Genomic DNA, 17900 nt, shown 5'->3' on the forward strand with positions numbered 1-17900 from the left:
GTTGGCAGGGAAGGTGCCGCTGACGAGCCGAGGAGGTCCGCACGATGACCGTCGAGCTGAACCACACGATCGTCGCCGCCCATGACAAGAAGACGTCGGCCCGCTTTCTCGCCGACATCCTGGGCCTGGAGGTGAGCCCCGCGTACGGCCCCTTCATCCCCGTGCGGATCCCGAACGGGGTGACCCTCGACTACATGGACGCCGTCGGGTCCATCCCGCCCCAGCACTACGCGTTCCTGGTCTCGGAGGACGACTTCGACACGATCTTCGCCCGCGTCCAGGACACGGGCCTCACCTACTGGGCGGACCCGTACCACCGCCGCGTCAGCGAGATCAACACGAACGACGGCGGTCGCGGCACGTACTTCGAGGACCCCAACGGCCACAGTCTGGAGATCCTCACCCGGCCTTATGGAAGCGGGGCGCGGGGGTAGGCGAGGTGGCCGGCACGCCTACTATGTGCTTTTCGGCTGCCATTGTCCTGGGGAGGGCCTGCAGCGCATGTCTCGTCGCTCTACTGGTTTCGTCGGCGTGTGGGCTGAAGTACAACGACAGCAGCAGCGCCAGCTGGAAGTCGAGGCCAGGCAGCGGAGGCGAGCGGAACAGCAGACCCTCGCCTACCAGCGGCGAGCGGCCCAGAGCCACCGCCAGTACCGGCAGGCCGAGGCGCAACGCCGTACGGACGAACTGGACGCGCAGGTCGCCTCGTTGCAGGGTCTGCTCGCCGCGGGCTGCCGGACCCCCGCCTTCCGGGCGTCCTCGCTCCTGCGGCCAGAGGAGGTCCAGCCCTTCGCCCCGGGGCCGCTGGCCCAGCCGGTACGCATGCCGGATGCCGCCCACTACCAGGTGCAGAGCGGCTGGACCGCGAACCGCCGGGCCCAGGCGCAGGCCGAGGCACGAGCGCGCTTCGAGCACGACTGGCACGCCGCCCAGGCCGCGGAGGCGCACCGCCGGCAGCAACTGGCCGCCTACCAGCGGCAGTACCAGCAGTGGGCCGACGCCCAGCTGGCCGAGGTACGCCGCCACAACGCGGGCGTCGCCGAGGTGACCGAGGGCGTCCGGCGGCTGGATCCCGACGCGGTGATCGAGTACTTCTCCGCCGCTCTCTACGCCTCGAAGGCATGGCCACAGGACCTGCCGCGCCAGGTCGCGGCAGCGTACGACCCGGCGGCCCGGGAACTGGTGCTGGACTGGGAGCTGCCCGACTTCGGGATCGTCCCCGAGGTCAAGTCCGTGCGGTACGTGGCCGGGACCGACCAGGACAAGGAGACCGCGCGCCCCGTGAGCCAGCGCCGGGCGCTGTACCGGGACGTTCTCGCGCAGTGCGTGCTGCTCGTCCTGCACGAACTCTTCGCCGCCGACGAGCTGGGCGCACTCGAAGCGGTGACCCTGAACGGGTTCGTGGACGGACACGACCCGACGACGGGCCGGCCGGGCCAGATCTTCCTCGCGACCGTCATGGCCTCCCGCTCGGCGTTCCACGACCTGCACCTCGCACAGGTGGAGGCGGGCAGCTGCCTGTCCGACGCGCTGCGGGGACAACTCTCGGCCCGGCCGGACCAGCTGATACCGGTACGGACGGGCCGGCGGCCCCAGGATGTCGGGAACCGTGTCGTCGCCCACGGCGGCGACGAGGAACCCGACCTGTACGCCATGGATCCGATCGCCTTCGAGAACCTCGTCGCCGAACTCTTCCGGGCCATGGGGATGCAGGCGGTGACGACCCAGCGCTCGGGCGACGGCGGCGTGGACGTCGACGCGCTGGACCCGGCGCCGATCCGGGGCGGCAAGATCGTCGTACAGGTCAAGCGGTACCGCAACACCGTTCCGCCCACCGCCGTACGCGACTTGTACGGGACCGTGCAGGACGCCGGGGCCAACAAGGGCGTCCTGGTGACGACGTCGGGCTTCGGCCCCGGCTCGCACACCTTCGCCAACGGCAAACCGCTGGAACTCGTCTCGGGCCCCCAGCTCGTCGATCTGCTGCACCGGCACGGGCTGCGGGGGCGGCTGGGCGAGGGGGACCGGGCGGCGGGCGGCGAAGCGCGGTCGGCCACGCGGCCGGCGCGGTCGGCACCGGAGGACCCCGGCACCCGGCTGCCCGACGACTACAACGTCCTCGGCATGTCGTGGTCCGGGAACGTGGCCCTGGACGTGTGCGCGCTCGTCTGCGCCGGCAACCGCGTCCTGAGCGACGAGCACTTCGTCTTCTTCAACAACCCCCGGACCCCCGACGGTTCGGTGCGCACCCTTCCCGCCACCGGGCCCGACAAGGCCGCGATCTGTGTGTCCTTCGACGGGCTGCCGGAGCGGGCGGACCGGTTCGTCCTCGTGGCCGCGATCGACCCGGAGGTCAACCCGGACGCCGACCTGTCCGGGTTCACCGACGCCCGGATCCGGCTGCTCGACCCGGAGATGTCCGAACTGGGACAGCTGGAGGTCTCCGACGGGCGGCCGCGCGAGACCGCGCTGGTGCTCGGCGCCTTCCGCCGACGGGCGGGCGGCGACTGGGACTTCGTCCTCGGCGGCAAGGGCTACACCGGCGGCCTGATGGAACTCGTCCAGGACCACGGCATAGAGGTGGAGTAACAGGAGCAACAGGAGTAACAGCAGCAACAGGAGTCACAGGGGGACACCCACTATCGGGCCCGGGCCTCCTGGGCTTCCTGGGGCTCCCGGGCCTCCTGTGCTTCGAGGAGTTCGTCGCCGTGCTCGGTCACCCAGCGGCCGAGCGCAGCCATGGGGCCCTCGACCAGGCTCAGCCCCAGCGTGGTCAGGGCGTACTCGACGCGCGGCGGCGCCTCGGCACGGGCCCGGCGGTCCACCAGGCCGTTGGCGAGGAGGCGGCGCACGGTGTCGGTCAGCACCTTGTCGCTGATGCCGCCGATCGCGGCCCGCAGATCGCGGCGCCGGCACGGGCCCGAGCGAAGGGCCGCCAGGACGACGGGGTCCCAGGTGTGCGCGAACAGATCGGCGGCGGCGCGCAGCCGGCAGTCGGCGACCAACTCGTAGCAGTGCGTCTCGTCATCGGTCATCCCCGCTTCACCCGCCTCTCTGTCATCCCCGTCTCCGTCATCCCTGTCTCTGCCGTCCCCGACCCCGTCTCCGCCATCATCGCGTGTCGGTCACGCACCGATCGGTGCGTGACGCGCTCCCTACCGTGGTTACCCAACTGGCTGCGTACGACGATGGTTTGAGAGGCGGCGACGATGCGTATCGGGATTCTGGGAACGGGAACACTGGCGGCGGCCCTGGGCGAGGGCTGGATCCGTGCGGGGCACGAGGTGTGGATCGGCGGACGGTCGCAGGTCAAGGCGGGCAAGCTCGCCGAGCGACTGGGGCGCGGGGCACTCGCCGCCACACCGCGCGAGGCGGTCACGGGCCGCGACGCGGTGCTGCTCGCCGTGTCCTGGGACGGCGTCGGGGACATGCTGGGACTGGCGGGCGCGGCCGACGGCGTACTCGCGGGCACGCCTCTGATCGACCCCACGAACGCCGTCGCGCACGGTGTCGGCGATCTGCTCACCGGACGCGGCGAGTCGATGGCGATGCGGATCGCCGGGCTCGCGCCGGGCGCCCATGTGGTGAAGGCGTTCCATCTCTTCCCCGCCGGCCTGTGGACCAGCCCCGCCGACGACGGCCGGCCCCGGGCGACCGTGGCGATGTGCGGCGACGATCCGACGGCCCTGCGGATCGTCGGCGAGCTGGTGAGTGACGTCGGCGGAGCCCCGGCGACTCTGGGCTCCCTGGACCGTGTCCGACAGCTGGAGGAGGTCGCGGGCTTCGTCATAGGTCTCGCGTTCGCGGGTGTGGACCCCAACTCCGCTGTGCCGAAGGTCTCTTGAGGAGGTGAGGAGGCGAGGAGGTGATGGGGCATGCGGAGTGTCCCCGGGACCGCCGTGGCGTGACCGGCCGTATGCCCCCCAGGACCTCGCCAGGCGGAACAGGGCCGGTGATACTCCTTGCTCCGTCACGTGCCGTGCGCTCAGCCGGGTGGCCCGGTCCGTCGTCTCGACATGGTTCCCGCACGGCGGGACGGTGTCCGCGCCCGTGACCTCGTCCGCGTCCCGCATCCGTGCCCGCGCCCGTGACCTCGTTCGGAAATCATTCTGGAGACACATCCGATGAAACTCGCCAAGCGTCTTGTCCTCACCACCGCGGCACTCGCCGCCGTGACCGCCGGCACGCTTTCCGGCGCGTCGGCCGACCAGGCCGCGGTCTCGCAGCCCGTACGGGTCGGCGTCGACGTTCCCGACGCGCTGAAGGTCCCGGACGGCAACCGCCTCACCGGTGTCTTCGCGGCCACCGGCGTCCAGACGTACACCTGCACCGACGGTGCCTGGAAGCTGCTGGAGCCCGCCGCCACCCTCTCGGTGAAGAGCGACCGCCAGCACCGCGCGGTCGCCCTCCACTCCCGCGGCCCCGTCTGGGTGTCCACCGTGGACGGCAGCGCCGTGAACGCCGCCGCCGTCGCCACCTCGCCCAAGACCGGCACCATCCCCGAACTCCTGCTCAAGTCCACCGCCACCCGCGGCACCGGCGTCTTCGCCGACGTCTCCTACATCCAGCGCCTCGCCACCGACGGCGGCGTGGCCCCCACCACCGCCTGCACCGGCACCGACCAGATCGGCGTCCCCTACTCCGCCACGTACACCTTCTACAAGCCCACCGCGTGACGGCTTGAAGAAGAGCTGAACGGAAGCAGGAAGCCCGGCGGCCGGGCACCTTGCCAGTTCGGTCGGGCAGCCAGCCGTTCGGCCGGGTACGGAATCGCCCGGAACCCTCGTGCGTTGAGGGGGGTGGGCATGGATGCCGGTGGTGAGCGAGCCGAGCGGCCCGAGTGACCGAGCTGACTGAAATTTGGAGGGGCCGCAATGGCTGCGCAGACACAGAGGGCCGTGCTGGCGGGCGGATGCTTCTGGGGGATGGAGGACCTGATCCGCCGACTCCCCGGCGTGACGGCGACCCGGGTCGGATACACCGGGGGCGACGTGCCGAACGCGACGTACCGTAACCACGGCACGCACGCGGAGGCCATCGAGATCCTTTTCGACCCCGCGGGGACGGATTTCCGTACGCTCCTGGAGTTCTTCTTCCAGATCCACGACCCGAGCACCAAGAACCGGCAGGGCAACGACCTCGGTCTCAGCTACCGCTCGGCGATCTACTACGTGGACGACGAGCAGAAGCGGATCGCCGAGGACACGATCGCGGACGTGAACGCCTCCGGACTGTGGCCGGGCGAGGTCGTCACCGAGGTGGAGCCGGTCGGCCCCTTCTGGGAGGCCGAGCCCGAGCACCAGGACTACCTGCAGCGTTACCCGGACGGCTACACCTGCCACTTCCCGCGCCCGGGATGGCGGCTGCCCGCCCGCGCGGAGGGCTGACCACCGGGCGGCCCGCCGGTCACACCACCTGTGACCGACGGGCCTCCTCGCGCCGACGTAGGTCACCGTCCGTCGTGCGCCATGAATCGACCGGTCTCCGTACGTCGCGAAGACGACGGCAGCCCGGCCGCTGCGCGGATACGCGGGGTGTCCCTGGAACCACCGCCGCTGTCGCGGGCCCACCCCCTTGGCCTCGGGACGGCATCAGCCGCGCCGCCACCACCAGCGCCGCCTGGGTTCCACCGTCAGCGCGGTTTCGTCCGTAGACCTGTTCGTCGACCTGTTCGTCGACCTGTCCGAGTGGAAGGCGGCCAGGGCGGCGCGGACGCGGTCGAAGGGGACGACCGCGTGTTGGCCGTCGGCGTGGACGGCCACCCCGACGCAGACCAGCTTGAATTGGTGCCCGTCTCCGCCGAGACGCGCACCGATGAAGACCGGCGCGCCCACGCACCCTTGGGGCAGGTCTCCGTTCCAGCGGATGCCGCCGTTGCCGGTGCGCGTGATCTCGCCGACCACGACAGCCTGCTCCCGCGTACCGTCCCCGTCGGCGACGTGCCCCAGCAGATAGGCCGCGACCGGGCCGTCACCGAGGTCGACGATGTCCTGTTCCGTGGCCGCGATGCCGTCGGTGATCTCGTCGATGGCCCAGCGCCACCCCTTGCGAGCGCCGTGGGCGTGCAACCCGGCGGTGGGCATGACCGCCACTCCCAGATCGTCCAGATGGGTCCACCCCTGCGCGAAGTCGATCAACATCAGCTTCTCGGCGCTCATTGCGGGTGTGCACAAGTCTGGACGCAGGGTGAATTCGGCCAACTCGACTCGCGTCGGCTCGCCGGCGGTCACGAGGTACTGCCGGACGACCTCGCCGTCGGCGCTCGTCTCCACAAGCTCGTTGAACCAGAAGGCCGTGGCGTGCTGCTCCTCCCGGTTGGCCTGCTGGAAGGGAAGCGTCGAGCGGCCGGCGTGATCGACTATCGCGTCGACGGTCGCACTGTGAAGATCGGGTAGGTCGGACACAGTTCGAGAGGCTAACGCACGGTGTGCGACATCTACCGAGGAGACTGGTTCCCCGTGGGAGGCCCGACCTGCGAGCCCACCGTTTCCCCAGCTTTCGGCGTCGGCAGCGCACAGGTGTCTGTCGATACGCCTTGATGACCCACTTCAGTTGAAGGTGCTGTGTTCGGGACGGCGGGTCCACAGAGATACGTCACTGCTCGTCGCGACGGCGATGGTCTCTCCGCAGGGGGAGAAGCCGAAGGCTCGAAGTTCCGAGTGCGCGGAGTGAAAGATGTGCCACCACTGCTCTCCGTGCGGGCCGGAGTGAGGAAGGCCGCCGTCGACCGAGAGCAGCACACGATCGTTGGGCCAGGCCGGGGTGACGGCCTCCAGGGCCCAGCCGTCCCCGGTCGTGGTGTGCAACCCTCCGCCGAAGAGCCCTGCGATGTGCACGCGGCGGTCGGCGATCGGCCCCAGTCCGGGGGACGTCAGGTCGGCGACCGTATCAGGGGTGCTGTCTTCGGGATCGGGGTCGCAGTCCCTGGCGATCTTTTCCCCGGTGACGGCGTCGAAGAGACCGTCACCGTTGTGGGAGACGACCATCACCAGGTCATGGCCGCTCTCAGGGTGCGACGCGAAGCCGATCCCGAGAAGTCCGCCGACAGGGACGCCGTACCCGGACTCGAAGACGGGCCGCCAGGGTTCAGGCGCGGGCACCACGGGGGCGGCGAGGAGCCGATCCCGTAGGGCCTGTCGATAGCCGGAAAGCGGCCGTTCACGAACGCGTCGCTCCACCGGGTCCCCCCTCTTGAGCCATTTCGTCACCTCGTCACCTCGTCACCTCTTCGCCTCTTCATGATCTCGCGGCGGTCACTATCCTGCGCAACCGGATAGTTGAGACAGTCGCTCCTTCGTCCGCCGAGCGCTCGTCCGCTCACGCTTCCCCGTGCACGCGATGGCCTTCCACCCCCGGCGTCCGCTGCTCGCGGTGGGCACCGGAGGGTACGACGGTGGCTACTTCTTCGAGGGCGAGTTACTGCTTCTGCACCTCAAGACGGGCGCGGTCGCTTCTCTCATCGAGCACGGAACGGGGCGGCAGGTCCTGGGCCTGGAGTGGCTCGACGAACAGTCACTCCGTGTCCTCATGGCGCCGCCCGACGACTGGCGGGACGAAGCAGCGCACGAGGAAGGTCACGTCGCCGTGGTGGACCGGACCGACTGGACCTCCGTCCCCGCGCAGTCCCTCGACGGCCGGGACCTGGCCGGCCCCCGGGTCCCCGCCCCGCGGCCGGATCACCGAGAGGCGGCGCAGCGAGCAACGGCCGAACTGCGCTCTCTCTGGCAGGCCCAACGAGCCGTTCCCGAACGATGATCGGCGATCTCGGCAAGCAGGCATCATGGGGTCCGACGCTGAAGGAGCGACGCCCATGAGACTGGTCTCGGACCCCGGATACGGCGAAGTGGATCTCTCCGCCTCGGCGGAAGAACTGACTGGGCTGGCGAGCGCGGTGGCTCAGGGCGAAGGGCTGCTCTGCTCCACTCCTTCGCCGGACGGCAACACCTTGGCCGGGGTCGAGGTCCGGAGTACTTCCGGCCCGGGCGTACTCATCCACCGGGACCCCGAGCGACAGATCCTCGTGATCAGCGGTGACTCCGCGAGCAGGACAGTACTCGCGGAGAATCTGCAGGCCATGGCCACTGCCGAGGACGGCGGTCACCTCCACGTCGACTACTTCCCCGGGCACTTCTACCTCGCCGAAGGGTCACTGCCCTTGGTGGTCAACAGCCCGCATGGAGGTATGCCGACCCGGTGAGAGCGGTCGGCCGCTGCGATGTGCGACCTGCGAGCGCTCGCCGTGAACGCGGCGTGACGATGCACGTCACCCTGTCCCGCTTCCCCGTGGCGGCCTACCCGTCCGTGGCCTCCGGCGCCGGGGTAATTCCCGTCGGGCAAGACGCTGCCGGGTTCGTCGTGAACGGGGCGCTCAGCCTGACCCCCGTCCCACCGATCCCGCAGTACCCGTCCGGGTTCTTGCTGCCCGAGAGGTACTGCTGGTGGTGGGCCTCCGCCGGATAGAAGGGGCGGCCCTCGGCGGGGAGGATCTCCGTGGTGATCGTGCCGTGGCCGGAGTACGTGAGGACCCTCTGGTACGCCGTGCGGGAGGCCTCGGCCGTGGTCGCCTGGGCCGGCGTGTGCGTGTAGACCGTGGAGCGGTACTGCGTGCCCACGTCGTTGCCCTGGCGGAAGCCCTGGGTCGGGTCGTGGGACTCCCAGAAGACCTTCAGCAGGCTCGCGTACGAGAGCACGGCCGGGTCGTACACCACGCGCACCACCTCGGTGTGGCCCGTCAGGCCCGAGCAGACCTCCTCGTACGCCGGGTGCTCGGTGAAGCCGCCCTGGTAGCCGACCAGAGTGGTGAAGACGCCCGCCGGGAGCCGCCAGAAGGTGCGCTCCGCACCCCAGAAGCAGCCCATGCCGAAGTCGGCGATCTCCAGACCCTCGGGGTACGGGCCGAGCAGCGGGTTGCCCAGCACCGTGTGCCGGCCGGGGACCGAGTACATCGGCTCCGAGCGGCCCCGCAGCGCCTGCTCGGCGGTGGGCAGCTTCGGCGTACGGCTGTACGGGAACACGGGATCTCCTCGGCGATGGCGGCGATAGCGGCGATGGCAGCAGTGGTGGCCGTGGCGGCAGTGGCAGCAACGGGAGAACGTCGTAGTCCCGTCCGGCATTCCGAGGCGTTCCGAGGCGTTCCGGAAGGCGCGCCCAGGGCCGCCGCGGCTACCGGTGCCGTCAGGGCCGTGCTCAGTGCGGCAGTGTCGCCGGGCTTCCTCCGTTCGCCTCGTATCCCGCCACCGACAGGGCCCGGTACACCGCGTAGTCCGCCGCCGGGTCGGGCGTCAGGGTCCAGGGCAGGGCGCCCACGTGGCCGTCGACATGCACCAACTGGTTCATCGACTCCGCCCAGCGCTCGCCGCGCACCAGGAAGAAGACCAGCAGATGGCGGACATGGGCGAGCATCGGGTCGTCCGAGCGGGCCGCGTGGACCGCGAAGAGCGCGCCGTGGACCGCCTTGGTCACGACTTCGCTCTGGTAGAAGCCGCTGACGAGATTCACCTCGGGGAGGTGCTCGAAGACCGCGAAGAGCGGCATGGCGGCGAGCAGGGAACCCCGCGGAGCACGCGCCGCGGCTGCCTCCGCGAACGAGTACGCCGTCTCCCGCGAGCCGTGCCACTTCTCGCACCAGTAGTGCAGTGCCGCCAGATGAGCCCCCATGTGCGCGGGCGCGCGGTCCAGGATCTTCAGCCAGAGCTTCTCGAACTCCGGCTGCGAGTAGGCGAGCCCGCGGGCCACGGAAAGCTCGATGATGTACGGGATCGGGTCGCCCGGAGCCAGCAGCGCCGCGTCACCGCAGGCCGACCGCGCCTCCTCCATGATGATCCGGAACTCGTCCGTCTCCGGTGACGACGTACGCCACGCCTGCTGCACCAGGAACTCCGCGTGCACCGCCGCGCCGCCCGCGTCCTTGGGGTGCTCGGTCCGCCACACCCGCAGCCACTGCCCGCCGGGGTTCTCGCTCACTCCGCCCGGGCGCTGCTGCAGTTCCAGCGACGCGGCCCCCGCGAAGGCCTGGACGCGCTGCCAGCGCCGCTCGCCCTCCGCCTCCGTACCGGCGAGGAGCTGTGACGCGGCGCGGTAGTCCTGGCTGCGCTGCACCAGGTCGAGGACCTCCAGCAGGTCCTGGTCGGGGCCGGGCATGCGGATGTCCAGCTCCTCCTGGCGCAGGAAGCCGTAGTTCGCCGGGTCGGCGGCGTCCGGGTCGCCGGGGGCGACCTGCTGGATACCACCGGCACGCCTGCGCATCATGATCGGTCCGAAGGCGAACCCGATCATGAGCAGCGCCATCAGGACCCAGAGAATTTCCATGCCACAAGCGAACCAGACGGGTCCGACAATTGGCCAACCAGGGCGGCGGCTCCTGTGGAAAACCTCCGCGGACGGCCGGAGGGAGCGGTTCCACCGGAGCCTCCCACGACGGCCTCGGGTCAGGAGATGGACGTCCGCCGTCACAATGCCCGCGAGCGCACTACCCTCGGTGCCCATGAGCGACAGGCACATCAGTCAGCACTTCGAAACCGTGGCGATCCACGCGGGCAACACCGCCGATCCCCTCACCGGCGCGGTCGTCCCGCCGATCTACCAGGTCTCGACCTACAAGCAGGACGGCGTCGGAGGTCTGCGCGGCGGCTACGAGTACAGCCGCAGCGCCAACCCGACCAGGACCGCGCTTGAGGAGAACCTCGCGGCGCTGGAGGGCGGCCGTCGCGGGCTCGCGTTCGCGTCCGGACTGGCGGCCGAGGACTGCCTGTTGCGTACGCTGCTCAGTCCCGGCGACCACGTGGTCATCCCCAATGACGCGTACGGCGGTACGTTCCGCCTCTTCGCGAAGGTCGTCTCGCGGTGGGGGGTGGAGTGGTCGGTCGCCGACACCAGCGATCCCGCGGCCGTGCGGGCCGCCCTCACACCCAGGACGAAGGCCGTCTGGGTGGAGACCCCCTCCAACCCGCTCCTGGGCATCACCGACATCGCCGCGCTCTCGCACGTCGCGCGTGAGGCCGGCGCGAAGCTGGTCGTCGACAACACCTTCGCCAGCCCCTACCTCCAGCAGCCGCTCGCGCTCGGCGCGGACGTCGTCGTGCACTCGCTGACCAAGTACATGGGCGGCCACTCCGACGTCGTCGGCGGCGCCCTGGTGGTCGCCGACCAGGCGCTCGGCGAGGAGCTGGCCTACCACCAGAACGCGATGGGCGCGGTGGCCGGCCCCATGGACGCCTGGCTGGTGCTGCGCGGCATCAAGACACTCGCCGTCCGGATGGACCGGCACAGCGAGAACGCCACCAAGGTCGCCGAGATGCTCACCCGGCACGCGCGCGTGACGCGCGTTCTGTACCCGGGCCTTCCGGAGCACCCCGGTCACGAGACCGCCGCCAAGCAGATGCGGTCGTTCGGCGGCATGGTCTCCTTCCAGGTCGAGGGCGGCGAGGAGGCGGCCGTCGAGGTCTGCAACCGCGCCAAGGTGTTCACCCTGGGCGAGTCCCTGGGCGGCGTCGAGTCCCTGATCGAGCACCCGGGGCGGATGACGCACGCGTCCGTGGCCGGGTCCCTCCTGGAGGTCCCCGCCGATCTCGTACGCCTCTCCGTGGGCATCGAGAACGTCGACGACCTCCTTGAGGACCTCAAGCAGGCCCTCGGATAACCCGACCGACCGACCCGGTCCGACCGGCCCGACCGACCGGCTCGGCTGCGGTCCTGTAGTACCCGGCGGCCCCTCGAAGGCTGCCGCCGGTCCTCTCACCAGCCGGTCAGCGGTGGAGTCGTCTCCGACGGCGGCTCCACCCACGGCTGGGCGACCGACAGCCACACCACGAGGGCCACGGTCGCCGCGAACAGCACCAGCCACATCAGCCGCCGGGCGACCGTCCGGCGGCGCAGCATGCGTCCGCCCCTGCGGACGGCCTCCGTGTACAGATCCGGCGGTACGGGCGGCTGCGGTTCCTCCAGGATGCGCCGGACATCGGCCTCCTGGCGGCTGACCGGGCTCATGAAGGCACCACCTTCGCGATCGGCGGGGCCGCCTCCCGGGGCGGATGCAGCAGGGTGGCCATGGCACGGGCGCAGATCGTCCGTACCCGTTCCGTGGGCAGCCCCAGCAGCGCGGCGGCCTGTTCCTCGGCGACGCCCTCGTACATGCGCAGCACGAGGATCAGCCGTTCCTGAGGGGTGAGGTGGCGCAGGGCGCTGTCGGGAGCCGGGCGGCCACGGGGGTGCGGTCGGCCGAGGCCGCCGTACTGGTGCCAGGCCCCGCGCGCGAAGCGCACCGCCAGATACTGCCGGGTCCGGTCGTACGGGTCCTCGCCGTGCAGCCGGTCCCAGACGGCGTACGTATGGGCCAGGGCCGCGGTGAGCAGGCGCCGCGCGCGCGGGTTGACGTCCGGGGGCTCCGCGGTGAGCAGCGTGGCGGCATGCAGCAACCGCCCTGCCGCGCCCGCGACGAACGCCTCGAACTCCCGGGCACGACGGGCGTTCCGGGACGCCTGCCGCTCTCGCACCGCGCCTCCCCGTGGGAAAACCGGACCCTGGCGACGTACGCCGTGCACAGCCGGGTACGTCGGGACCCGACTTCATATGAGGCCAGGCGCGGGCCCCTGGTCAAGAGGCCGGCACGAGACGGTACGCCTGGATCGGTCCGGTGCGGCCCGGCGCACTGGTGGGCGACGGGCGGCGTACTGGCGGCGTACTGGCGGTCAGGAGGTTGCCGGTGCCTCTGCGGACGGCGACGCGGCCATGCGGGTGGAGAGCGCGACATTGAAGCGGGTGAGCAGCGTACAGAAGGCATCGCGCTCCTCGGGCGACCACTCCTGGGTCAGTTCCGCCATCAACTGACGCCTGGAGGAACGGACTTCCTCCAGACGGGAGAGTCCGCGCGGCGACAGCTGGAGCACCACGGCACGCCCGTCCTCCGGGTGGGAGGTGCGCTTGACGAGGCCGGTGTCGACCAGCGGGGCCACCTGCCGGGTGACCGTCGACGAGTCGATGCCCATGCTCGCGGCGAGCGCCTTGACGCCCATCGGGCCTTCCTTGTCGAGGCGGTTGAGCAGCAGGTACGCGGCGCGGTCCATCGAGTTGCGCACCTGCCCGACTCCGCCGAGCCGGGTCTGTTCGGCACGGCGGGCGAACACCGCGACCTCGTGCTGCAGCGTTTCGAGAAGACCGGTGTCACCGACGGTTGTCATGTCCATCGACATTTCAGGTGTTGTGGGCATGGCCGGGGGCTCTATTCATGCGTGGGGCTGGGTTGGGGGACAGAGTACGCGGACGGGGGGCGGACCGTACCGGCGCTGAGGAAACCGGTCTCGGACGTTGGTCACGCCCGCTGTGGCGCGGTGTGAACTGCGAGACTGGCGGTCATGAGCTATCGCACGGCCGACCCCTTGCCGCCGGTGACCCTCGACGATGTGCGAGGCGCCCAGAAGATGCTCTCCGGAGTGGCACGGATGACCGCCATGGAGGGCAGCAGGCACCTGTCCGGTCTGGTGGGCGCGCCGGTCCACCTCAAGTGCGAGAACCTTCAGCGCACCGGTTCCTTCAAACTGCGCGGCGCGTACGTGCGGATCGCCGGGCTCCTCCCCGAGGAACGGGCGGCCGGAGTGGTCGCGGCCAGCGCGGGCAACCATGCGCAGGGCGTCGCCCTGGCCTCCTCCCTGCTCGGTGTGCGCTCCACGGTGTTCATGCCGGCGGGCGCCCCGCTGCCGAAGGTCGCGGCGACCATGCACTACGGCGCCGAGGTGCGAACGCACGGCACGGTGGTGGACGAGACGCTGGCCGCCGCGCAGGAGTACGCGGCCGAGACGGGCGCCGTCTTCATCCACCCCTTCGACCACCCCGACATCATCGCCGGGCAGGGCACGGTGGGCCTGGAGATCCTGGAGCAGTGTCCCGAGGTGCGCACGATCGTCGTGGGGATCGGCGGTGGCGGGCTCGCCGCGGGCATCGCGGTCGCGGTGAAGGCGCTGCGGCCGGACGTGCGGATCGTGGGTGTGCAGGCGGCGGGCGCGGCCGCGTACCCGCCCTCGCTGGCGGCCGGGCGTCCTGTGTCGGTCGAGAACCCGGCGACGATGGCCGACGGGATCAAGGTCGGACGGCCGGGGGACGTGCCGTTCCGGATCATCGGCGATCTGGTGGACGAGATCCGCACGGTGTCCGAGGACGCGCTGTCCAGTGCGCTGCTGCTCTGCCTGGAGCGGGCCAAGCTGGTCGTCGAGCCGGCCGGCGCGAGCCCGGTCGCGGCGATCATGAGCGAGCCGGAGGCCTTCGAGGGCCCGGTCGTCGCGCTGCTGTCCGGCGGAAACGTCGATCCGCTGCTGATGCAGCGCATCCTGCGGCACGGCATGGCCGCGAACGGCCGCTACCTCGCCGTCACGCTGCGGCTGACGGACCGGCCCGGCGCCCTGGCCACGCTTCTCGGGGTGTTGTCAGTGGTGGACGCTAACGTCCTCGATGTGAGTCACGTACGGACCGATCCGCGGCTCGGGCTCACGGAGGTGGAGGTCGAGCTGCACCTGGAGACGAAGGGGCCGAAGCACTGTGCCGAGGTGAACTCGGCGCTGCGGCGGGCGGGCTACACGGTCATCGACTGAGGTCGGACGGGGGAGAGCGGGCATGGAAAACCGAGCTGGGAAAACCACTTGAGGAAACGCGATACATCGCGTTATGGTGTGTCTCTCGTCACAGGTCGCTCGGGTGAAGTGCGATATTCGCTCGCCCGGCGGCGCGACGCGGGCGAAACTAGTCGCCCATTCGTCACTTTTTCACTGGATCCCCAACCACTTGGGAGACTCACATGCCAGGCGCCATCTACGCCGAAGGCCTGGTGAAGACCTTCGGCGACGTAAGGGCTCTGGACGGCGTCGATCTCGATGTCCCGGAGGGCACGGTCCTCGGCCTCCTCGGGCCGAACGGAGCGGGCAAGACCACGGCCGTCCGCTGCCTCACCACCCTGCTGCGGCCCGACAGCGGCAAGGCGGTCGTCGCGGGCATCGACGTACTGAAGCACCCGAACGAGGTACGGCGCTCGATCGGTCTGTCCGGTCAGTTCGCCGCGGTCGACGAGTATCTGACGGGCCGTGAGAACCTCCACATGGTCGGCCAGCTCTACCAGATGAGGGCCAAGCAGGCGAAGGTCCGCGCGGTCGAGCTGCTGGAGCAGTTCAACCTCACCGAGGCGGCCGACCGGACGGCGAAGACCTACTCCGGCGGTATGCGCCGCCGGCTCGACCTCGCGGCGGCGCTCGTCGTCTCGCCGCCGGTCATGTTCATGGACGAACCGACGACCGGTCTCGACCCGCGCAACCGCCAGCAGCTGTGGGAGGTCATCAAACAGCTGGTCTCCGGCGGTACGACCCTCCTGCTGACCACGCAGTACCTCGAAGAGGCCGACCACCTCGCGCACGACATCTGCGTCGTCGACCACGGCAAGGTCATCGCCCGCGGCACCTCCGACCAGCTCAAGGCCCGTACCGGCGGCGAGCGTGTGGAGGTCGTGGTGCACGAGCGCGAGCACATCGCGACCGCCGCCGAGGTCCTGCGCGGCTTCGGCAAGGGCGAGACCACCGTCGAGGACCACACCCGCCGGCTCACCGTGCCCGTCTCCGGCGGCGCGAAGCTCCTCGCGGAGGTCATCCGCGAGCTGGACGCCCGCGGCATCGAGATCGACGACATCGGTCTGCGCCGCCCCACGCTCGACGACGTGTTCCTGTCCCTGACCGGCCACCTCGCCGAGCAGAAGGACGCGGAGAACGGCGAGAGCGCCGACGCCGAGGGACTCAAGGGATCCAAGGGGTCCAAGGGATCCAAGCGCAAGAAGGAGGCCGACAAGTGAGCGCCGTCACCGATGCCGTGCGGACCGTGGCCCCGGGAGGCTCCCTCGGGCAGTCCGTCCGGGACTCCCTGGTCGTCGCCAAACGCAACCTGATCCGTATGACCAGGATCCCCGAGATGATTCTGTTCGGGATCATCCAGCCGGTGATGTTCGTGGTCATGTTCACGTACGTCTTCGGCGGCTCGATGCAGATCGGGAGCACCACCGACCCGGACGTCTACAAGAACTTCCTGATGGCGGGCATCTTCGCGCAGACCGTCACGTTCGCCACCGCGGGATCGGCCGCCGGTATCGCGGACGACATGCAGAAGGGGCTCGTCGACCGCTTCCGCTCCCTGCCGATGGCCCGCGGCGCGGTGCTGACCGGCCGCACCGTCGCCGACCTCGTGCAGACGGCCATCACGCTGCTCGTCCTCGCGGTCGTCGCGCTGCTCGTGGGCTGGCGCACCGGTTCCGCGGAGCCGACCAACGCGGGCAGGGTCCTGGCCGCCTTCGGCCTGCTGCTCCTCCTGGGATACGCCTTCACCTGGATCGGCGCACTGATCGGCCTGTCCGTGCGCACCCCCGAGGCGGCGACCTCGGGCGGGATCATCTGGCTGTTCCCGGTGACGTTCATCTCGAACGCCTTCGTGGACTCCAGCCAGATGACCCCCTGGCTGCGGCACATCGCCGAGTGGAACCCGTTCAGTGCCACGGTGCAGGCGTGCCGCGTGCTGTTCGGCAACCCGGGCGTGGTGGAGTCCGGTGCCTGGCCCATGCAGCATCCCGTCTGGGCCTCGGTGATCTGGTCCGTACTGATCATCGTCCTCTTCCGCACCCTGGCGGTACGCAAGTACCGCAAGGCGGACGGCTGAGCGGGCACGGAGAAGCCCCCGGCGCGCAGGCACCGGGGGCTCGCCGGGGCGACGCCGGGGACGGGGTTACGCGGCGTACGGCTTGGCTTCGAGGACCTTCACCGAGGCGAGCTTGCCGTTCGGCAGCTCGTACTGGGCGTCCTCGCCGATCTTCTTGCCGTTCACACCGGACCCTAGCGGGGACTGCGGCGAGTACGTCTCGATGTCGGAGCTCGCGTACTCGCGCGAGGCGAGCAGGAAGGTGAGGGTGTCGTCCTCGTCGCCGTCGAAGGCGATGGTGACGACCATGCCGGGAGCGACCGCACCACCGGCCGACGGAGCCTCGCCCACCTTGGCGTTCTCCAGGAGCTGGGTCAGCTGGCGCACCCGGAGCTCCATCTTGCCCTGCTCCTCCTTGGCCGCGTGGTATCCGCCGTTCTCACGCAGATCGCCCTCCTCGCGCGCGGCCGCGATCTTGGCTGCGATCTCCGTGCGCGCAGGACCAGACAGGTGCTCCAGCTCGGCCCTGAGCTGGTTGTACGCCTCCTGGGTCAGCCAGGTGACGTTCTCGCTGGTCTGGGTCACAGGTGCTCCTCGTAGGTACTGGGAATACAAAGCATCGCCCTACCCAGAAGAATGTTCCTTCTCGGGTGGGCGAAACCACGAGCCTAACAATTCACGGGCGGAAGGGGGAGGACATAAGCCATCAGAATTACGTCCACGCAGGTCAGTGCGGAGGTATCGGGAGTGACATCCGTCGGTGTCGCGTGTGGTCCGGTGCGGCCACGGAGCCGCACGGTTCGCACGGTGGGGCAGGGCCCGGAGTGAACCGGTCCCGAGGGCCGGTCCGCGGCTCAGTCCGCGTGGCAGCCGAGGAGTTCCGCGGTCGTGCCGGGGGCCGTCGTGCGGAGCGTGAGGACCTTGTCGACACGGGTCGAGTCCTGGTCGAACCGGAAGTCCGCGCGGCCGACCTCGGCGCCGTCCTCCGCCTGGGACCGGATCGTGCAGTAACCCGTCACACCCGAGTCCTTGCGGACCTCAAGATGCACCTTCACGGCGGATTCCGAGGCATCGAAACTGATGACCTCCGCGCTGATCTTGTTGCCGGCCACGTAGTGGAAGGCGAAATAGCCGATCAGCGCGAGCAGTGCCACTCCGAGCACGGAACCGATGATCTTGAGTTTGTGGTCGGCGCGCTCGTCCGCGGAGCGACCGTACCGGCCCTCGGGCAGCTGCACCGTACTCAT

General features: G+C 70.2%; 21 protein-coding genes. 11 read left to right on the forward strand and 10 right to left on the reverse strand.

The features are described from left to right. The first annotated feature begins 44 nt into the window (after nt 1–44). Nucleotides 45–434 carry a VOC family protein gene (locus ACH4DZ_RS10485; RefSeq protein ID WP_398286613.1) on the forward strand — a complete coding sequence of 130 codons (390 nt, stop codon included), beginning with the start codon at nt 45–47 and terminating at the stop codon, nt 432–434. Nucleotides 435–501: 67 nt separating this feature from the next. Beyond that, a complete protein-coding gene (locus ACH4DZ_RS10490) occupies nt 502–2589 on the forward strand; it encodes a restriction endonuclease (protein ID WP_398286614.1) in 2088 nt (695 codons plus the stop codon). A gap of 50 nt (nt 2590–2639) precedes the next feature. Here ACH4DZ_RS10490 and ACH4DZ_RS10495 read toward each other — a convergent pair whose 3' ends face one another. Then, on the reverse strand, nt 2640–3035 hold the full coding sequence (locus ACH4DZ_RS10495) for a winged helix-turn-helix transcriptional regulator (RefSeq protein ID WP_398286615.1): 396 nt from the start codon (nt 3033–3035) through the stop codon (nt 2640–2642). A gap of 174 nt (nt 3036–3209) precedes the next feature. Between ACH4DZ_RS10495 and ACH4DZ_RS10500 the strand changes: the two genes are divergently transcribed. The 3 genes from ACH4DZ_RS10500 to msrA (ACH4DZ_RS10510) all read left to right on the forward strand — a co-directional run bounded on the left by ACH4DZ_RS10500 (nt 3210) and on the right by msrA (ACH4DZ_RS10510) (nt 5387). Further along, nucleotides 3210–3845: an NADPH-dependent F420 reductase gene (locus tag ACH4DZ_RS10500; protein ID WP_398286616.1), complete on the forward strand. Its 636-nt coding sequence runs from the start codon at nt 3210–3212 to the stop codon at nt 3843–3845. A gap of 279 nt (nt 3846–4124) precedes the next feature. Continuing rightward, nucleotides 4125–4676, forward strand: coding sequence for a DUF3455 domain-containing protein (locus ACH4DZ_RS10505; RefSeq protein ID WP_398286617.1), 552 nt, complete (start codon nt 4125–4127; stop codon nt 4674–4676). A 198-nt stretch (nt 4677–4874) separates the two neighbouring features. After that, on the forward strand, nt 4875–5387 hold the full coding sequence (msrA, locus tag ACH4DZ_RS10510; protein ID WP_328494307.1) for a peptide-methionine (S)-S-oxide reductase MsrA: 513 nt from the start codon (nt 4875–4877) through the stop codon (nt 5385–5387). A gap of 204 nt (nt 5388–5591) precedes the next feature. Here the strand turns inward: msrA (ACH4DZ_RS10510) and ACH4DZ_RS10515 are convergent, their stop codons facing one another. Both ACH4DZ_RS10515 and ACH4DZ_RS10520 read right to left on the reverse strand, forming a co-directional pair. Further along, nucleotides 5592–6404, reverse strand: coding sequence for a hypothetical protein (locus tag ACH4DZ_RS10515; protein ID WP_398286618.1), 813 nt, complete (start codon nt 6402–6404; stop codon nt 5592–5594). A 144-nt stretch (nt 6405–6548) separates the two neighbouring features. After that, the gene (locus tag ACH4DZ_RS10520; RefSeq protein WP_398286620.1) at nt 6549–7178 is read right to left on the reverse strand and encodes a hypothetical protein; all 630 of its coding nucleotides are present in this window, start codon (nt 7176–7178) and stop codon (nt 6549–6551) included. Nucleotides 7179–7338: 160 nt separating this feature from the next. On the opposite strand from ACH4DZ_RS10520, the gene ACH4DZ_RS10525 reads away from it, so the two are divergent. Together ACH4DZ_RS10525 and ACH4DZ_RS10530 are read left to right on the forward strand one after the other, a co-directional pair. Beyond that, nucleotides 7339–7755 (forward strand): hypothetical protein, encoded by a 417-nt coding sequence (locus ACH4DZ_RS10525; RefSeq protein WP_398286621.1) that lies wholly within the window; start codon nt 7339–7341, stop codon nt 7753–7755. A 55-nt stretch (nt 7756–7810) separates the two neighbouring features. Continuing rightward, entirely contained in the window at nt 7811–8197 is a 387-nt protein-coding gene (locus ACH4DZ_RS10530; protein WP_398286622.1) for a hypothetical protein, read from the forward strand. 94 nt (nt 8198–8291) lie between these two features. Here the strand turns inward: ACH4DZ_RS10530 and msrA (ACH4DZ_RS10535) are convergent, their stop codons facing one another. Both msrA (ACH4DZ_RS10535) and ACH4DZ_RS10540 read right to left on the reverse strand, forming a co-directional pair. Beyond that, complete coding sequence (gene msrA / locus ACH4DZ_RS10535) at nt 8292–9014, reverse strand: peptide-methionine (S)-S-oxide reductase MsrA (protein WP_398286623.1); 723 nt, start codon at nt 9012–9014, stop codon at nt 8292–8294. Between the two features lie 172 nt (nt 9015–9186). Continuing rightward, complete coding sequence (locus ACH4DZ_RS10540) at nt 9187–10308, reverse strand: hypothetical protein (protein ID WP_398286624.1); 1122 nt, start codon at nt 10306–10308, stop codon at nt 9187–9189. Between the two features lie 175 nt (nt 10309–10483). On the opposite strand from ACH4DZ_RS10540, the gene ACH4DZ_RS10545 reads away from it, so the two are divergent. Then, entirely contained in the window at nt 10484–11638 is a 1155-nt protein-coding gene (locus tag ACH4DZ_RS10545; protein WP_398286625.1) for a cystathionine gamma-synthase, read from the forward strand. Between the two features lie 95 nt (nt 11639–11733). Here ACH4DZ_RS10545 and ACH4DZ_RS10550 read toward each other — a convergent pair whose 3' ends face one another. From ACH4DZ_RS10550 to ACH4DZ_RS10560, 3 genes are all read right to left on the reverse strand, one after another. Further along, nucleotides 11734–11985 (reverse strand): hypothetical protein, encoded by a 252-nt coding sequence (locus ACH4DZ_RS10550; RefSeq protein WP_398286626.1) that lies wholly within the window; start codon nt 11983–11985, stop codon nt 11734–11736. Next, entirely contained in the window at nt 11982–12491 is a 510-nt protein-coding gene (locus tag ACH4DZ_RS10555; protein WP_398286628.1) for a sigma factor-like helix-turn-helix DNA-binding protein, read from the reverse strand. The genes ACH4DZ_RS10550 and ACH4DZ_RS10555 overlap by 4 nt, the downstream gene beginning before the upstream one ends. Before the next feature lie 195 nt (nt 12492–12686). Continuing rightward, entirely contained in the window at nt 12687–13187 is a 501-nt protein-coding gene (locus ACH4DZ_RS10560) for a MarR family winged helix-turn-helix transcriptional regulator (protein ID WP_398287065.1), read from the reverse strand. A gap of 162 nt (nt 13188–13349) precedes the next feature. On the opposite strand from ACH4DZ_RS10560, the gene ilvA reads away from it, so the two are divergent. The 3 genes from ilvA to ACH4DZ_RS10575 all read left to right on the forward strand — a co-directional run bounded on the left by ilvA (nt 13350) and on the right by ACH4DZ_RS10575 (nt 16674). Then, entirely contained in the window at nt 13350–14579 is a 1230-nt protein-coding gene (gene ilvA, locus ACH4DZ_RS10565; protein WP_398286629.1) for a threonine ammonia-lyase, read from the forward strand. Nucleotides 14580–14782: 203 nt separating this feature from the next. Beyond that, complete coding sequence (locus tag ACH4DZ_RS10570; RefSeq protein WP_398286630.1) at nt 14783–15820, forward strand: ATP-binding cassette domain-containing protein; 1038 nt, start codon at nt 14783–14785, stop codon at nt 15818–15820. After that, nucleotides 15817–16674 (forward strand): ABC transporter permease, encoded by an 858-nt coding sequence (locus ACH4DZ_RS10575; protein WP_398286631.1) that lies wholly within the window; start codon nt 15817–15819, stop codon nt 16672–16674. Before ACH4DZ_RS10570 ends, ACH4DZ_RS10575 begins: the two co-directional genes overlap by 4 nt. A 66-nt stretch (nt 16675–16740) precedes the next feature. Here ACH4DZ_RS10575 and greA read toward each other — a convergent pair whose 3' ends face one another. Together greA and ACH4DZ_RS10585 are read right to left on the reverse strand one after the other, a co-directional pair. Beyond that, nucleotides 16741–17238 carry a transcription elongation factor GreA gene (gene greA / locus ACH4DZ_RS10580; protein ID WP_189769428.1) on the reverse strand — a complete coding sequence of 166 codons (498 nt, stop codon included), beginning with the start codon at nt 17236–17238 and terminating at the stop codon, nt 16741–16743. Nucleotides 17239–17507: 269 nt separating this feature from the next. Continuing rightward, nucleotides 17508–17900 (reverse strand): DUF4307 domain-containing protein, encoded by a 393-nt coding sequence (locus ACH4DZ_RS10585; protein WP_398286632.1) that lies wholly within the window; start codon nt 17898–17900, stop codon nt 17508–17510.

It is taken from the genome of Streptomyces sp. NPDC017991 (assembly GCF_044328075.1).
Lineage (GTDB): Bacteria > Actinomycetota > Actinomycetes > Streptomycetales > Streptomycetaceae > Streptomyces.

Excerpts from the sequence above, each read along its gene's own strand:
- ACH4DZ_RS10505 (WP_398286617.1), top strand. The coding sequence starts at position 4,125 with ATGAAACTCGCCAAGCGTCTTGTCCTCACCACCGCGGCACTCGCCGCC.
- ACH4DZ_RS10540 (WP_398286624.1), bottom strand. The coding sequence starts at position 10,308 with ATGGAAATTCTCTGGGTCCTGATGGCGCTGCTCATGATCGGGTTCGCC.
- ACH4DZ_RS10495 (WP_398286615.1), bottom strand. The coding sequence starts at position 3,035 with ATGACCGATGACGAGACGCACTGCTACGAGTTGGTCGCCGACTGCCGG.
- ACH4DZ_RS10560 (WP_398287065.1), bottom strand. The coding sequence starts at position 13,187 with ATGTCGATGGACATGACAACCGTCGGTGACACCGGTCTTCTCGAAACG.
- msrA (WP_328494307.1), top strand. The coding sequence starts at position 4,875 with ATGGCTGCGCAGACACAGAGGGCCGTGCTGGCGGGCGGATGCTTCTGG.
- ACH4DZ_RS10525 (WP_398286621.1), top strand. The coding sequence starts at position 7,339 with ATGGCCTTCCACCCCCGGCGTCCGCTGCTCGCGGTGGGCACCGGAGGG.
- ACH4DZ_RS10490 (WP_398286614.1), top strand. The coding sequence starts at position 502 with ATGTCTCGTCGCTCTACTGGTTTCGTCGGCGTGTGGGCTGAAGTACAA.
- ACH4DZ_RS10485 (WP_398286613.1), top strand. The coding sequence starts at position 45 with ATGACCGTCGAGCTGAACCACACGATCGTCGCCGCCCATGACAAGAAG.
- ACH4DZ_RS10500 (WP_398286616.1), top strand. The coding sequence starts at position 3,210 with ATGCGTATCGGGATTCTGGGAACGGGAACACTGGCGGCGGCCCTGGGC.
- ilvA (WP_398286629.1), top strand. The coding sequence starts at position 13,350 with ATGAGCTATCGCACGGCCGACCCCTTGCCGCCGGTGACCCTCGACGAT.
- ACH4DZ_RS10585 (WP_398286632.1), bottom strand. The coding sequence starts at position 17,900 with ATGAGTACGGTGCAGCTGCCCGAGGGCCGGTACGGTCGCTCCGCGGAC.
- ACH4DZ_RS10545 (WP_398286625.1), top strand. The coding sequence starts at position 10,484 with ATGAGCGACAGGCACATCAGTCAGCACTTCGAAACCGTGGCGATCCAC.
- ACH4DZ_RS10550 (WP_398286626.1), bottom strand. The coding sequence starts at position 11,985 with ATGAGCCCGGTCAGCCGCCAGGAGGCCGATGTCCGGCGCATCCTGGAG.
- ACH4DZ_RS10570 (WP_398286630.1), top strand. The coding sequence starts at position 14,783 with ATGCCAGGCGCCATCTACGCCGAAGGCCTGGTGAAGACCTTCGGCGAC.
- ACH4DZ_RS10530 (WP_398286622.1), top strand. The coding sequence starts at position 7,811 with ATGAGACTGGTCTCGGACCCCGGATACGGCGAAGTGGATCTCTCCGCC.